14 protein-coding genes, 1 tRNA gene and 1 pseudogene are annotated in these 14404 nt (G+C 62.4%); all 16 read left to right on the top strand.

The genetic code is table 11. From position 1 onward, the window contains the following. The first annotated feature begins 7 nt into the window (after nt 1–7). The 16 genes and pseudogenes from IPP35_03275 to IPP35_03200 all read left to right on the top strand — a co-directional run bounded on the left by IPP35_03275 (nt 8) and on the right by IPP35_03200 (nt 14058). A complete protein-coding gene (locus tag IPP35_03275) occupies nt 8–2452 on the top strand; it encodes a glycosyl transferase family 36 (protein ID MBL0058135.1) in 2445 nt (814 codons plus the stop codon). Between the two features lie 3 nt (nt 2453–2455). Continuing rightward, nucleotides 2456–3463: a hypothetical protein gene (locus tag IPP35_03270; GenBank protein MBL0058134.1), complete on the top strand. Its 1008-nt coding sequence runs from the start codon at nt 2456–2458 to the stop codon at nt 3461–3463. 12 nt (nt 3464–3475) lie between these two features. Continuing rightward, nucleotides 3476–4231, top strand: coding sequence for an ABC transporter ATP-binding protein (locus IPP35_03265; protein MBL0058133.1), 756 nt, complete (start codon nt 3476–3478; stop codon nt 4229–4231). Beyond that, a complete protein-coding gene (locus IPP35_03260; GenBank protein MBL0058132.1) occupies nt 4221–5030 on the top strand; it encodes an ABC transporter permease in 810 nt (269 codons plus the stop codon). Before IPP35_03265 ends, IPP35_03260 begins: the two co-directional genes overlap by 11 nt. A gap of 103 nt (nt 5031–5133) precedes the next feature. Further along, complete coding sequence (locus IPP35_03255) at nt 5134–5727, top strand: hypothetical protein (protein ID MBL0058131.1); 594 nt, start codon at nt 5134–5136, stop codon at nt 5725–5727. Between the two features lie 580 nt (nt 5728–6307). Continuing rightward, nucleotides 6308–6709: a DUF393 domain-containing protein gene (locus IPP35_03250; GenBank protein MBL0058130.1), complete on the top strand. Its 402-nt coding sequence runs from the start codon at nt 6308–6310 to the stop codon at nt 6707–6709. Next, nucleotides 6706–7677 (top strand): tRNA (adenosine(37)-N6)-dimethylallyltransferase MiaA, encoded by a 972-nt coding sequence (gene miaA / locus IPP35_03245; protein MBL0058129.1) that lies wholly within the window; start codon nt 6706–6708, stop codon nt 7675–7677. Before IPP35_03250 ends, miaA begins: the two co-directional genes overlap by 4 nt. A 47-nt stretch (nt 7678–7724) precedes the next feature. Next, entirely contained in the window at nt 7725–8975 is a 1251-nt protein-coding gene (hflX, locus tag IPP35_03240; protein ID MBL0058128.1) for a GTPase HflX, read from the top strand. Further along, a complete protein-coding gene (locus IPP35_03235; GenBank protein ID MBL0058127.1) occupies nt 8965–9522 on the top strand; it encodes a CDP-alcohol phosphatidyltransferase family protein in 558 nt (185 codons plus the stop codon). The genes hflX and IPP35_03235 overlap by 11 nt, the downstream gene beginning before the upstream one ends. Beyond that, a complete protein-coding gene (gene der, locus IPP35_03230; GenBank protein MBL0058126.1) occupies nt 9519–10847 on the top strand; it encodes a ribosome biogenesis GTPase Der in 1329 nt (442 codons plus the stop codon). Before IPP35_03235 ends, der begins: the two co-directional genes overlap by 4 nt. Next, on the top strand, nt 10844–11455 hold the full coding sequence (plsY, locus tag IPP35_03225) for a glycerol-3-phosphate 1-O-acyltransferase PlsY (protein MBL0058125.1): 612 nt from the start codon (nt 10844–10846) through the stop codon (nt 11453–11455). Before der ends, plsY begins: the two co-directional genes overlap by 4 nt. Continuing rightward, on the top strand, nt 11452–12489 hold the full coding sequence (locus tag IPP35_03220) for an NAD(P)-dependent glycerol-3-phosphate dehydrogenase (GenBank protein MBL0058124.1): 1038 nt from the start codon (nt 11452–11454) through the stop codon (nt 12487–12489). Before plsY ends, IPP35_03220 begins: the two co-directional genes overlap by 4 nt. A 9-nt stretch (nt 12490–12498) precedes the next feature. Next, nucleotides 12499–12756, top strand: a complete 258-nt coding sequence (locus tag IPP35_03215) for an HU family DNA-binding protein (GenBank protein ID MBL0058123.1) — start codon at nt 12499–12501, stop codon at nt 12754–12756. Then, nucleotides 12753–13528, top strand: a pseudogene (locus tag IPP35_03210) (DNA alkylation repair protein). Before IPP35_03215 ends, IPP35_03210 begins: the two are co-directional and overlap by 4 nt. A gap of 35 nt (nt 13529–13563) precedes the next feature. Continuing rightward, nucleotides 13564–13944, top strand: a complete 381-nt coding sequence (locus IPP35_03205; protein MBL0058122.1) for a MerR family transcriptional regulator — start codon at nt 13564–13566, stop codon at nt 13942–13944. A 42-nt stretch (nt 13945–13986) separates the two neighbouring features. Further along, nucleotides 13987–14058, top strand: a tRNA-Pro gene (locus IPP35_03200). Nucleotides 14059–14404 lie beyond the last annotated feature (346 nt).

The following is a 14404-nucleotide window of genomic DNA, read 5'->3' as shown; positions in this document are numbered from 1 at the left end:
GAAACCCATGTCCCAAAAAAAGTTTCCGTTCAAAACCGATTACGGCCAGTTTGCCGACGACGGCGCCAGTTATCTCATTCGCCGACCGGACACCCCGCGCCCATGGGTGAACGTCATGTCTTCCGGCACCTACGGGGTGGCCCTGAGCCAAACCGGCTCCGGTTACAGTTGGCTCCATCACGCGTCGATGAACCGTATCACGCGCTGGAACCAGGATTTGATCCAAGACGCTTGGGGCCGTTATGTGTATCTCCGGGACGAGAAAACCGGAAAGTTTTGGTCCGTCGGGTGGCAACCGGTCCGCGCGAAACCTCAGTCCTACGAGGTCATCCATGGCGTCGGTTACACGATCATCAATTCCCAGAACGAGGGCATCCAAGCCCAGTGGCTGGTGTTCGTTCCCCACGACGAGCCGCTGGAAGTGTGGCGGCTCCGGATCAAAAACACGAGCAAGGTGCCCCGAAACCTCACGCTGTGGACTTATCTGGAATGGAACTTGGGCGAATCGCCTGACTGGCACCGGGAATTCCACCGAACCTTTATTGAAACCTCGGTCCACGACAAAAACAACATCTTGCTGGCTAAGAAACGCCTTTCGCCGCTCAAAAACGCCAAGGGCCAGCTGTGGAACCGCAACTGGGACCACGTGGCGTGGCACGCGGTGAGCCAATCCGTGAAGGCGATGTCCTGCGACAAGCAGGCCTTCCTCGGCAACTACGGTTCGCTTCAGGCCCCCGCCGCCTTAAAAGAGGGGAAATACGTCGGGCCCACCACTCACAAATGGGACGACTCCATCGCGAGTTTCTGCGTCGCCTTGCCCTTGAAAGCGGGACAGGAACGGAGCATCCTTTATTCTATCGGCGCCGCCGATTCCCAGAGTCAGGCCCTGGTCAAAGCCCGGCGGTTCATGGATTTCTCCCAGGTCGACAACGCTTGGGGCCGGACCGAAATGTTTTGGGACAAGTACATGGACGCCTTCCCGGTCAAAACGCCCGACCGGGCCTTCGACCTTCTCACGAACACCTGGCTCAAATACCAAGCCCTTTCGGGTCGGCTCTGGGGCCGGACCGCCTACTACCAGATGGGCGGGGCCTACGGGTTCCGCGATCAATTGCAGGACAGCCAAGTGTTCCTTCCTCTGGACCCGGAAGGAACACGCCGCCAGATCCACCTTCACGCGGCCCATCAGTTCTCCGACGGCACCGTTTACCATTGGTGGCACCCTCTTTCCGAGGAGGGCCATCCGTCGGGCTACTCCGACGACCTTCTCTGGCTTCCTTTCGTGATGATGAATTACTTAAAGGAGACGGGCCGTTGGACGCTTTTGGGCGAATCGGTGCCTTTCGCCCCCCGACCGGGGACCACCCGCACGGAATCCGGCAAGCTTCACGACCACGCCGTCCGCGCCATCGAAAAATCGCTCTCTCGTTTGTCTCCCAGGGGAATCCCCTTGATGGGCGAGGCCGACTGGAACGACGGTCTTTCCGCCGCCGGACGCGGCGGGAAGGGCGAAAGCGTGTGGATGGCCCATTTCCTCTACGGCCTTCTGCGGGACTGGGCCGAGATGACGGAACGCGCCGTCGGCGCCAAAGCGCTCCCCGCCACGGAAAAGGCCCGCGCGGCCCGCTATCGGAAGGCGGCGGAAAAAATAAAAACCGCCGTCAACCGGCACGCTTGGGACGGCGCGTGGTACTGGCGCGCGACCACCGACGACGGAACGGTGTTGGGGTCCGCCAAGTCCAAAGAGGGGAAAATCTTCCTGAACGCCCAGACCTGGGCCGTCTTAAACGACGTGGTTCCCACCCAAGCGCGGCGAAAGGCCCTGCTTCGGTCCCTCGAAAAACATCTCTACGGCCCCCACGGCCCGCTCCTCTTAACCCCGGCCTACACGACGCCGGACGAGCGGGTGGGCTATCTCACGCGTTATTCCCCGACCACCCGGGAGAACGGGGGGATCTATACCCACGCCGCGGTTTGGGCGCTACAGATGGAATGTTCCCTGGGGCGCGCCAAAAAAGCTTGGGAGCTTTACGAGAAGTTGTCCCCCGTCCTCCGAAGCGCCCAGGACCCGGAACTTTACCGCGCCGAGCCCTACGTCACTCCCGGAAACGTCGACGGGCCCGGGTCTCCCACGCCCGGCCGGGCGGGATGGACCTGGTACACGGGGTCTGCCGCTTGGCTATACCGGATATCGACCGAATGGTTCCTCGGCATTCGGCCCACCTGGGAAGGTCTCCGGATCCGGCCCTGCCTGCCTCCCCACTGGAAGGAAGCCCAGGCCACCCGCCGTTTCCAAGGCGGAACCTACCGCATTCAGTTCAAACGGGACCCGAAGCTTCCCGCCGGGACCCAGAAATTGTTTTTCAACGATCGTGAAATGACCGGGGACGTCGTGCCCCCGTCCCCCGACGCGGACAACCAGGTTTTAGTCCGCGTGGGGCCGGCGCGCTAGCGAATGGCCGATACAGCCGCCTCGCCCTCTGCCGGAGCGGGGACCGACCGGGCCCGGGCCGCGGACGTTTACGGCGAGGCCGTGACGGCCGCGCGGGAAATCTACAAGATTTTGGAACCCGAGGCGAAAACGCCCCAAGCTCTTTTTTGGCCGGAAAACGTCATCCGGAAAATGCTGGCTCTTCTCCAGGCGGGAGACCAGGAACTCTTGGCGCTCGTGAGCCGGTCCGTTTCTGATCATTTCCTTTTCGGGCACGTTCCGAACGTGACGATCCTTTCTCTCCGGCTCGGGTTGGCGGTGGGAATCGCGGACGAAGACGCCGTCACGCTCGGCCTGGCCGCTTTTCTGAACGATCTGGGTTTGGCCTCGCACCTCGAACTGGCCGCCAAGGCCACCAAGATCACGGACGAAGAATACCGCCTGCTCCGCAACCACGTGGAGGAGGGGATTAAAATGCTCGATCTTTTCCCCCTGCCCGAAAGCGACATGAAAGCCACGCTCCGCCGTGTCATCAGCCAGTGCCACGAACGCACCGGCGGCCAAGGCTACCCCGGCCGTCTCAAAAAAGATGAAATCCATCCCTTCGCCAAAATCATCGGCATGATGGATACCTACGAGGCCATGACCCATCTCCGGCCCTGGCGGGCGCGAACGATCCCCCATGAAGTGTTGCGCAAAATGATTGAAGAAAACGAGAACGAGTTCGATCCCGGGTTGATCCGAACGTTCGTGGAATGCCTGTCCCTCTATCCCCCCGGTTCCTATGTGCGGTTGAACACCGGGGACATCGGGGTCGTGACCGCCACCCACGCGGACCTGTCGTTGCGGCCCCGGGTTTGGCTCATGATGGACGGCGCGGGGAGGCGGCTGGAAAACCAACGCATCGTCAATTTGGCCCTGTCTCCCGGCCTGTTCGTGGCGGACGCCGTGGACGAAACCACGCTTTCCATCTCCGACCCGCGCCTTAAACTCGAACTCCGCGCCCAACGTTGGTGGGTGAAAGGGTTGTGACCTCCGGGTGTTATGACCGACCTCCAAATCTCCGGTGTTTCAAAATCTTTTCCGTCCTCCCGCGGGGTTCGGGACGTTCTTCGGGACATCCGTTTTGAGGTCCCGGCGGGCGGGCTCCTTTGCCTGCTCGGTCCGAACGGATCGGGAAAAACGACCCTCCTTAAAATCATCTCCACTCTGTTGATCCCGGAAAAGGGCGCCGTCTTGGCCGGCGGGTTCGACGTCCACCGGGATCCGGAACGCGCCAAGCGGATGATCGGTTTTGCCTCCACCGAAGACCAGTCCTTTTACGGCCGGCTGTCGGGCCGCATGAACCTGTGGTTTTACGGGCAAATGTACGGCCTTTCGGAGCGGGCCTTCGAGAATCGCCTCGCCGACCTTTCGTCTCTCCTGGACCTTTCCGGGGGGCTGGACCGGCCTTTTCGAGAACTCTCCAGCGGACAAAAACAGCGGTTCTTGCTGGCTCGGGCCGACCTCCACGATCCCTCCCTCCTGATCTTGGACGAGCCCCACCAAAACCTCGACCCGCGCTTTTCCTCCCGGCTTCGGGACGTGATCCGGGAGGAGTGGGTGAAGAATCGTAAGAAGACGGTGGTCGTTTCCACGCACCACCTGGAGGACGCCCAAAAGATTTCCGACCGTTGGGTCGTTTTGGGGGACGGCCGGGTTCGTTTTTCGGGGTCCCTCTCTGAGGCCCGAGCCAAGGAGCCTCACTTGGACCTGGAGAAATTCTTTCATAGCCTGACGGAAACGCCCGATGCCGTTTAAAACCCTGTGGGCTTTTTTTCGGCGGGACGCGCTCATCCATACGTCCTACAAAGTGGGTTTTTTCGTGGACCTGGCGGGGGTTTTTTTTACGGCGGCCACCTACTACTTCGTGTCGCGTTTCTTCGGGGCCTCGGCCTCTCCCTTCCTCAAGGACTACGGAGGGGATTATTTCGCCTTCGTCTTGATCGGCGTCGCCTTTGCGGCTTACCAAAACGTGGGGCTCAATTCTTTTTCCCAGTCCCTCCGCCAGGAACAATTCCTTAACACCCTGGAACCCCTTCTGATGACGCCCGTGAACACGCCCCGTTTTCTTGTGGGGTCCTCCCTGTGGGACTTTCTGTACGCCACGATCCGCGTGGCTCTTTACCTTATTCTCGGGGCGATCTTTTTCGGGTTCCGGATGAGCCAGGCCCGCGTCGGACCCGCCCTCGCCGTGTTGGTCCTGACGCTCTTCGCGTTCATGGGGCTCGGCGTCTTTTCGGCCTCGTTTATTATGCGCTTCAAGCGGGGGAACCCGGTCACCTGGTTCATGGAAGCCACGAGCAACCTCCTGGGCGGCGTATTCTTTCCGATCGTCGCCCTTCCCCTGGGCCTGCGAAAGGCGGCGCTTTTTATCCCCATGACCCACGCGCTGGAGGGGCTGAGAAAGAGCCTTCTCATGGGCGCCGGTTGGAAGGACGTCTCGCCCCAACTCGCGGCGCTCGCTCTGTTCATCGCGGTCCTGTGGCCGTTGGGGGTTTTTGTTTTCAGCCGGTCTCTCCGTCGGGCTAGGGCCGACGGGACGTTGGGGCATTACTAGGATTTCCTTCCGCCTGGCTCCCTCTCCCCATCCCTCTCCCGCCTTCGAGGCGGGAGAGGGGGCCGGAGGCGGAACATGGCGGGGGGTCATAAAAGGAGCGGCCATGAAAAAAGTTTGTTTCATCTTCTGTTTCGTCGTTGGGATGTCGGCGGGGTGTTTCGCCGCGGAGGGGAGGTGGTCGTTGACGAAAGAAAAACGCACGGGCCGGAACCTCGCGGTCCTCGTCACGGAATCCAAGCGGACGCTGAAGGAAATCCCGCTCATGAGCGTTCGGGAATATCTGCCGGTTTCAGCGGACGAGATCAAGGATGAGAAGCTGAAATCGAGAGCCCTCGATCGGGGCCTCAAGTTCGCGCGCCTCTCCGCCAAGGATTCGGCCGCGACGCCGCTGGAGGGCGGACGGCTGTTGGTCTTGCAGGAGCAGACCGTCGTCATGCCGCCCCAACCCGAAGATCCTACGGGCCAGTGGACCCAGGAGTTCAAGGCCTGGTCTCAACGGGAACCCGACGATAACAGCATTTGGGTCACCTTGTTCGACGCTTCCGGAAAAATCCTTTGGTCGCGAAAATACGGTCCCTTGGCCGGCCGCCTTCCCACCAAGCGCCAGGCCTGGGCGGAGTCCGCCGCTTCGGGCCTGGAACCCGGCGATGTCACCGCCGCGATGAATGAACCCCCCGCGCCTCCCAAGAAACCCTGACCGCCGCCTCTATTTTCGGTTTTCAGGTTTCTCGTTGATCTGGATGGAATGGCTTTGACTTCTGTTTTCAAGCAAGGGGGCTCCACCCCCTCCTACCCCGGGTTCCTTTTCTTTGCACGCACAAAGAAAAGGAACCAAAAGAAATGCGCCCCGATCGGCACCGTTCTATAATTCATCTCCATGGTCGGTGCCGTCCCGACTTCGGATATCCATGTCGGACGGGACGGCTTGCGCGCGCCGTTTTGACGGGCGGCCCTCAAGTGGCCCGGCAGAAACGCCGGGCCCGGTCTCTGTCGGCTTCGCCGCCAAAACGAGACCGGCTCGGCTCAACCCCTTCGGGGCCAGGGCTCGCGCCGACGCGAGCCCGTGCTAAACGTCGCGGCCTATTCGCCGCGACAGCACCCTATCGCCGGCACAACGGGCCGCACCGCAACCGCCAAAACGTCGTGCTCAAACCGCCTCATGGGGAACCAACATTCCAAACCAACCGAAGACTCTGGAATGAACACATACCGATTCCAGGAGTCTTATCTTTTTTTTCTCCCCTCCTTCCCAAGGAGGGGCCAGGGGAGGTCGCGGAATGGTTTTGATTCCGTCGGTGGAGGCGGCCAAACCCGTGCTGATCTACGATGGGGATTGCGGATTTTGCCGCCGATCGGTCGGGTGGGTTCGCCGTCGAGCGGGGGGCCGGGTGGAGGTCCTCCGTCGGGAAGACGCGGCGGCACGGTTCCCCGCCCTTTCCCTTGATTTGACCGCACGATCCGTCGTTCTGCTTGACTCCGACGGGGTCCTTCATCAAGGGGCCGAGGCGGTTTTTCGAACCCGGGCGCTCCTGGGGTTTCCCTTCTTTTTAAACCGATATCGTTCCCACCGCTGGTTCGCGGGGCTAAGCGAGGCCGGTTACCGGGTGGTGTCCTGGACGCGGCCCGTCCTCTCGGGGGTCTTGGATCTCCTTCTCGGTCCCCCTCGGGAGGGTCAATGACGACGTCGGATCGGCGCCCGGGGGAGCTTCCGGTCTTGATCCTCGCGGGCCCGACAGGGTCCGGGAAGACCGACGTGGCTCTCTCCCTCGCGCGGCGCCGCTCGGCGGAAATCATTTCGGCGGATTCCCGCCAGGTGTACCAGGGCCTTCGCGCCGGGACGGCGAAACCGGAAGGGGCGTGGGTCCCAACCCCCCAGGGGCGGCGTTACGTCGTCCAGGGCGTTCCGCATCACCTCCTGGACCATGTCCCGCCCACGGACCCTTACACGGCGGGCGACTTCGTTCGGGAAGCGTCGACGGTCTTGGACGATCTCCAAGAGCGCGGGGTCCCCGCGATCATCGTCGGCGGGACGGGGATGTATCTGCGATCCCTAGTTCGGGGACTCGCGCCTCTCCCCACGGGAGACCCGCGCCTCCGACAGGAACTCTCCGACCGCGCCCGCCGGGAAGGCCGCGCGGCCCTCCACGGGGAACTCTCCCGGGTGGACCCGGCCGCCGCGCTGGCCATCCCCGCCAACAATCTTCAGCGGGTGGTCCGCGCTCTGGAGGTCTATCGTCTGACGGGGCGGCGCCTATCGGACCTTCAAAGGGAAGGGACCCGCGCCGCTCCCTGGGATTTCGTTTGGTGCGGACTTCGTTGGGAACCCGCCGCCGCCCAGAATCGTTTGGAGCAACGGTGCCGGTCCATGGCGGAGGGGATTTTAGCGGAGACGAAAGACCTGTTGGCCCAGGGGGTCCCGCTCTCGGCTCCCGCTTTCCAGTCCCTGGGTTACCGCGAGGCCTTGGCCCATGGCGCCGGACAGATTTCCAGAGAAGAATTCGAGCGGGAGTTTTTCAAACAAACGAGACTCTATGCCAAACGTCAATGGACCTGGTTTCGGGGAGAAAAAGAACTCCGGTGGCTCGATGTTCGTTCCCCTTTCCATCCGGAGGAAGCGGCGGACGGGCTTCAGGGACAGTGGGTTTGAAATCCTATGACTTCCCTAAGTTTTCAGGAAACGCTAGAATAGCGGCCATGGAACGCACCGCCGCGGTGGGGATTCGATTGAAAGGCACGGACGACAGAGCCTCGGAGGCCTCCCTGGAGGAACTCAAACGCTTGTTGGAAACGGCCGGCGGCGCGGCGGAGTTTACCGTCGTGCAGGAGCGAGCCCGGCGGGATCCGGCCACGTTGATCGGCGCGGGCAAGGCGGAGGAGATCGCGGAGTTGGTCCGGACCCAAGGACTCGTGGCGGTGGTCTTCGACGAAGAACTTTCGCCCAGCCAGCAGAAAAATCTTCAGGAGATCATCCCGGCCAAGATCATTGATCGCACGCGGCTCATTTTGGACATTTTCTCCCAGCGGGCGCGTTCCCGGGAGGGCAAACTTCAGGTCGAGTTGGCGCAGATGAATTATCTTCTGCCGCGGGTGACGGAACGGTTTGGACGATTTGAACAGCAGACCGGCGGGATTGGGACCCGCGGTCCCGGCGAACGGAAACTGGAAATTTCGCAACGGCGCATTCGGGAGCGGATCGTGCGGCTGAAGCGCGAAATGGACGGCGTTCGCGCCCAGCGGTCCCTCCAACGGGACAATCGGCGGAAGACCACGCTCCCTCTGGTGGCCATCGTGGGGTACACGAACGCGGGCAAGTCCACTCTCTTAAACGCCCTCCACACCAGCCGCGCCCTGGATGTTCTCTCGGACGACAAATTGTTCGCCACCCTCGATCCCACCACCCGGCGGGTCAAGCTTCCGGGCGGGCGGCTGGCGTTGTTCGTGGACACCGTGGGGTTCATCCAGCGTTTGCCCCACCATCTCGTGGCGGCTTTCCACGCGACGTTGGAAGAGGCGCGGGATGCGGACTTCCTTGTCCATGTGCTGGACGCCTCCAACCCAGCGTGGCTGGAACAACGGCGGGTGGTCGAGGACGTTCTCACCACCTTAGAGGCGGATCAATTGCCCCGCTTGGACCTTTTCAATAAAGCCGACGCGCTCACGGCGCCGCAACGCCAGCGGGCTCGGAGGGATGGGCACACCCTGGTCTCCGCGAAAACGGGCGACGGTTTGGACGCCTTTCTCCACCTCATTGAAGAGAAGCTGGAGGCGGGGCTCGAAGAACACTCGTTCGTTCTCCCTCACGATCGACGGGATCTCCTGCCGTCGCTGTACGGAACCGGGCGCGTCCTTTCGGAGAAGCCGGTGTCCGCCGGGACGCGCTTCCGGGTCAAACTGGACCCAAAAAGCTGGGGTTACATTGAAAAGGAGTTGCGCCGTGTCCGTTAAAGGAACCCCGCGCCGCGCCCGGCGCCTGACTTGGGCCAACCGGATCACCATCGTTCGTCTTTTGCTGACGCCGCTCCTGGTGATTCTATTGCTCCGGGGGGAGCGGTTGTGGCCCCTCTACATTTTCATTCTGGCCGCGCTCTCCGACGTGCTGGACGGCGCCGTGGCGCGATGGCGGGGCGAGCAGACCACCCTGGGGAAATTCCTCGACCCCATCGCCGACAAACTCCTCTTGTCCTCCTCTTTTTTGGTCCTCGTCCATTTGGGCCGCGTTCCCATGTGGGTGTTCATCGTGGTGTTCTCCCGGGACCTCATGATCCTCCTGGGCTGGAACGTGATCACGATCCTCACGGGGAACTATGTGGTCCACCCCCGCTGGCTGGGCAAGGCCACGACCTTGATGCAGATGACGACGGTGATGGCCGCCCTGGCGTTTCCCGGACAAACGTGGCCGGCCGCCATGCTGTGGCCCATGGTGTTCGTGACGATTTTGTCGACGGCGGATTACGTGTGGGTGGGTTCGAAGACTTTGGGAGAACTGGGTTGAGCGGGGCGCCGTCCAGCGCGGTGATCGTGGGCCGCCCCAACGTTGGGAAATCAACGCTCTTCAACCGTCTTTGCGAGAAGCGCCGGGCCATCACCTCTCCCATCGCCGGCACCACGCGGGATTGGATCGAAGGGGTTTGCCATTGGAACGGGCGGGTCTATCGCATCGTGGACACCGGCGGCTATGGGCCGGGGGAGGATGTCATGGCCTCCGTGCGGACACAGGTGGAACGCTGGATTCATCGGGCGGACGCCGTCCTCTGGGTGGTGGACGCCGGCGAGGGGGTGACGCCCGGCGATCAGGATTTCGCGCGCCTCCTTCGCCCCATCGCCAAGCGGGTGATTGTGGTCGTCAACAAGGCGGACGACGAACGGCGGGACGCGATCCTCGGGGATTTCGCTCGGTTGGGGTTTCCCACCTTGCTCACTCTGTCGGCTTCCCACGGCCGGCGCATCACGGGACTTTTGGACGCCTTGGAGGAACGCACGGGCGGGCCCCCGAAGGAGGGCGAGGAATCGGCCTTGGACCCGAACTCGGTTCGGGTGGCTCTCGTGGGCCGGCCGAACGTGGGGAAATCCTCTTTGACCAACCGCTTGGTGGGCGAGGAGCGCATGATCGTTTCCCCGGTGCCCGGAACCACCCGGGACACCATCGACAGTTCCCTGCGTTGGAAAGACCAGGACTTCGTTTTCATCGATACGGCGGGTCTCCGCTCGAAGAAGTCCAAGGCCGACGATTTGGAGGGGCTGACCCGCCTCATGACGGAGCGGGCTTTGGACCGGTGCGAGGTGGCTCTGCTTTTGGTGGACGCGTCGGAGGGTTTGACCGAGGGCGATGTGGCCGTGGGCCGGTTGATCGACGAAAAACGCCGGGCCTGCGTGGTCGGCGTTAACAAGTGGGACCTCGTGACGGATCGCGCCCCCAGCGCCGGGTATTTCCGGGACCGCACGCCGGAGGGCATGCCCTTTTTGGCGCATAGCCCCTTGGTGTTCCTGTCGGCCAAGACGGGGCACCATATCGAGGAGCTTCTGCTCGCGCTCCGCACCGCGCGGGAAGAGTATCACCGGCGTTTTGTGAATGAGGAGCTGACGGCCTTTTTCTGGAAAGCGGTTCAGGAACGCCCCTACTCTTTTCGGGGACGCAAGATGAACTTTTACAGCGCGTCCCAGGTGGCGTCGGCTCCGCCCGTGTTCGTCCTCCGTTCCAACCTCCTCCCGGAAGAGGTTCATTTTTCCTATGAACGGCATCTGGAGAAAGTTTTCCGGGAGGCCCACGGGTTGGCCGGCGTGCCGTTGGTTTTGAAATTTAAGAAGGGGAAAAGATGACGGGGGGGTGGCTGGTCGTTCTAGCGGCCTATCTTCTGGGGTCCATCCCCACGGGCTATCTCCTGGGCCGTTGGTTGAAGGGGATTGACATCCGTACCGTCGGATCGGGCAACGTCGGGGCCACCAACGTTTTTCGCTCCGTGGGGAAAACGGCGGGGATCGCCACTCTTTTCATCGATATCGCCAAAGGGGTCCTTTCCGTGGGAATCGCCCTGGTTGTCTGCGGGGGAGACTTTTGGCCGCTTTTAGCGGGGGTGGCCGCGGTGGGCGGGCACAGCTGGTCGGTGTGGGTGAAGTTTCGCGGGGGGAAAGGCGTCGCGACGTCGGCGGGGGTTTTTCTGGCCCTTCTCCCGGGTCCCATGGGAGTGGCTCTTTTGGTGTTCCTGGGCGCTTTCCTATTATCCCGACGGGTTTCCGTCGGGTCCATTCTGGCCGCGGCGTCCCTCCCGGTGGCCGCCGGGGTGTTGGGGAGCTCGACCCCCCGATGGGGTTTGGCCGTGGTAATTAGCGTGGTGGTCATCCTTCGCCATGCGCCGAATATCCGACGGCTCCGGCGGGGCCAGGAACCTCCCCTTTTGTTTACGTCGAAGAAAGGAACCTCCTCATGAAAGAAAGGATTGCCATTCTAGGCGGTGGAAGCTGGGGGGCCACGCTGGCCGATCACTTGGCGAAAAACGGGCACGACGTCTGCGTGTGGGAGTTCTCTCCCTCCGACGCCGACCGCTTGTCCCGCACGCGCCGATTGCCGACCTTGCCCCATTTGGTTCTCCACGCCGACGTTCGGGTCACCAGCGACCTGGCGGCCGCTCTGGCGGACCGTCCGGTTATTGTAAACGCGGTTCCCTCGACCCACGTGCGGAAAACCTTTCAAGCGGTCCGCGCGAGCGGCGCTCTGGCGCCCGGGGCCTGGGCGGCCAGCGTTTCCAAGGGCATTGAGAACGACACCTTGAAACGGATGACGGAGGTGATCGTGGAGGCGGAACCCGCCTTGGCGGGGCGCGTGACCGTTCTGGCCGGGCCGTCCCATGCGGAGGAGGTGGCTCGGTCGCTCCCGACGGCCGTCGTCGCCGCCGGGCCCGGTCCTTTCCGGGAGACCCTGGTGGATATTTTCAACGCCGACCATTTGCGGGTTTACACGAACCCGGATTTCGTCGGGGTGGAGCTGTGCGGCGCCCTGAAAAACGTGTTCGCCGTCGCCTGCGGCGTTTCCGACGGGCTTGGGTTCGGCGATAATACGAAAGCGGCCCTCATGACCCGGGGGTTGAACGAAATGGTTCGCCTCGGTGTGGCCGAGGGGGCCCAAGTCATCACGTTCCTGGGTTTGGCGGGTTTGGGCGACCTGATCGTCACCTGCACTTCCCGCCATTCGCGGAACCGCTCCTTCGGCGAAAAAATGGGGTTCGGAAAGACCCTGGCGCAGGCCCTGGCCGAGATGACCATGGTGGCCGAAGGGGTTCCCACGACCAAGAGCGCCAAACAGTTGGCGGACCGGCACGGTTTGGATCTCCCGATTATCTCGGAACTGTACCGCGTTCTCTACGAAGGGAAACCGGCTCGGAACGCGATGCGGGATCTCCTCTCCCGGCCTCCCGTGCCGGAGATGATGCACATTCAAACGTTTATTAAACAGACGACGTCCTAAGGAGAGAAAATGAACAAAGCCGATCTGGTGGCGTTGGTATCGAATGCGGTGGGCACTCAGGTGGAGGCGAAGGCCGCGGTGACGCAGGTGTTTGATGGCATGCGGAAGGCCTTGCAGGAAGGCAACAAAGTGGTGGTTCAGGGGTTCGGCAGTTTTCACGTGGTTATGCGAAAAAGCAAGCCAGCGCGGAACCCCCGCACGGGCGAGCCCGTGATGATTCCTCCCCGCCGCCGCATTAAGTTCAAGATGGCCAAAGGACTTCTTTGACGTCGGCTCCGACGGCGGCGGACGTTCGTCGGTCGCTCCGGCGCCTTCGGAACCCCGCGAAGGCCAAGGTTTTGGCGGGATTTTTTAAAACGGGGAGGGGGGACTACGGCGAGGGGGACCGGTTTCTCGGCGTGACGGTTCCCTCTCAGCGTCGGGTGGTTCGCGAATTCCGCGGGTTGCCTCTCCGGGAGATGTCCACTCTTTTGCGCAGTCCCTGGCACGAGGATCGTCTGACGGCGGTTCTGCTTTTGGACGATCGCCATCGGCGGGCGGAGGGGGGCGAGCGGCGTCGACTGCACCGGTTCTATCTCGCTCACTCCCGCGGGGTGAATAATTGGGACTTGGTCGACCTCTCGGCCCCGGCCCTGCTCGGCTCCCACGTAGATCCCGCGCGCCCCCTCCTGTTAGATCGATTGGCTCGTTCCTCCAATCTCTGGGAACGGCGCATGGCCATGGTGGCGACTTTTCATTTTATCCGCCAGGGAGACCCGGGCCCCGCCTTGCGCGTGGCGGACCGGTTGGTGGACGACCCCCACGATCTGATCCGGAAAGCGGTCGGATGGATGCTTCGGGAAGTGGGAAACGATGCACGCTTCGCGCCGAATTAAGTTTTCTCGATAGGCACGCGGGCCATATGCCTCGGACCATGTTAAGGTATGCGATCGAGCGCCTTCCCGCGGAGCGGCGGGCGCATTACCTCGGTCTGGGTCAGCGGTCCACGGGACGGCCGTGGCGTCGGAAAGGGACGGCACCGGCTCGTCCTTTTCGTTGATTTTCCGTCCGGCTTGTGGTATATTGGGCTCTCCCATGCTTGTGAGTATTCCGACGGACAAAGAGTTTTTTTCCATCGGCGAGGTTTGTCGGATCACGGGCATCCAGCCCCACGTTTTGCGGTATTGGGAGTCGGCGATCGGCCTGGTCCGCCCCGCCCGGCGGGGGTCCGGGCACCGACGGTTCTCCCGGAAAGACGTGCTGGCCCTCGTCCAGGTCCGGGAACTGGTTCAGGGGAAGGGCCTCACGTTGGCGGGCGTCAAGAAGCATCTGCGGGCCGAGGCCAAACGCGGACCGACCCAGGTCCCCCTGGCTTTGACGGATTCCTCGGCGGCCGTGGAGGTTTTGCGCGGCGTAAGGCAGGAATTGGCCCTCCTGGTTAAAGATTTAAATGTCCGGACGGACGGTGCCGCCTGAAGGCGTATCGAAGATCTTTTTATGGTTTCCGGCCCCTCACACCGGGGCGTAGCGTAGTGGTAGCGCACTCGCTTGGGGTGCGAGAGGTCGTGGGTTCAAGTCCCACCGCCCCGATGTGGCGGGCCGGAAAAATAAAGTCTGCGCAGGAACAAAAGAAGAGGAGCTGGCACGAAAGAGTTCCGACGGTGGGACTTGAAGGCGACCCGAGCGCTGCCATGTATGGCAGAAGAAGCGAGGGCGCCCGGCCCTTGGCGGAGCGCCGTCCCGTCCGTCATTCAGACCGAAGTCGGGACGGCACCGACAATGTATCGGATGTCGGACGGTGCCGAAGGCGCGGGGGAAAGGGAAGTCCCACCGCCCCGATGTGGCGGGCCGGAAACATGTTTCATCATAAAGGCGGCGGTTCGTTTATCCCCTTTGTCCACCCTAATGTTTGATCCCATCGGTTTGTTGGGACGGC

The organism is Elusimicrobiota bacterium (assembly GCA_016721625.1).
Taxonomy (GTDB): domain Bacteria; phylum Elusimicrobiota; class Elusimicrobia; order FEN-1173; family FEN-1173; genus JADKHR01.
Note: the sequence above shows the minus strand (reverse complement) of the source record. Positions and strands in the feature narration are given on the sequence as shown.

Excerpts from the sequence above, each read along its gene's own strand:
- IPP35_03265 (MBL0058133.1), top strand. The coding sequence starts at position 3,476 with ATGACCGACCTCCAAATCTCCGGTGTTTCAAAATCTTTTCCGTCCTCC.
- plsY (MBL0058125.1), top strand. The coding sequence starts at position 10,844 with ATGACGGGGGGGTGGCTGGTCGTTCTAGCGGCCTATCTTCTGGGGTCC.
- IPP35_03215 (MBL0058123.1), top strand. The coding sequence starts at position 12,499 with ATGAACAAAGCCGATCTGGTGGCGTTGGTATCGAATGCGGTGGGCACT.
- IPP35_03250 (MBL0058130.1), top strand. The coding sequence starts at position 6,308 with ATGGTTTTGATTCCGTCGGTGGAGGCGGCCAAACCCGTGCTGATCTAC.
- IPP35_03275 (MBL0058135.1), top strand. The coding sequence starts at position 8 with ATGTCCCAAAAAAAGTTTCCGTTCAAAACCGATTACGGCCAGTTTGCC.
- IPP35_03255 (MBL0058131.1), top strand. The coding sequence starts at position 5,134 with ATGAAAAAAGTTTGTTTCATCTTCTGTTTCGTCGTTGGGATGTCGGCG.
- IPP35_03205 (MBL0058122.1), top strand. The coding sequence starts at position 13,564 with ATGCTTGTGAGTATTCCGACGGACAAAGAGTTTTTTTCCATCGGCGAG.
- IPP35_03270 (MBL0058134.1), top strand. The coding sequence starts at position 2,456 with ATGGCCGATACAGCCGCCTCGCCCTCTGCCGGAGCGGGGACCGACCGG.
- IPP35_03260 (MBL0058132.1), top strand. The coding sequence starts at position 4,221 with ATGCCGTTTAAAACCCTGTGGGCTTTTTTTCGGCGGGACGCGCTCATC.
- IPP35_03220 (MBL0058124.1), top strand. The coding sequence starts at position 11,452 with ATGAAAGAAAGGATTGCCATTCTAGGCGGTGGAAGCTGGGGGGCCACG.
- hflX (MBL0058128.1), top strand. The coding sequence starts at position 7,725 with ATGGAACGCACCGCCGCGGTGGGGATTCGATTGAAAGGCACGGACGAC.
- miaA (MBL0058129.1), top strand. The coding sequence starts at position 6,706 with ATGACGACGTCGGATCGGCGCCCGGGGGAGCTTCCGGTCTTGATCCTC.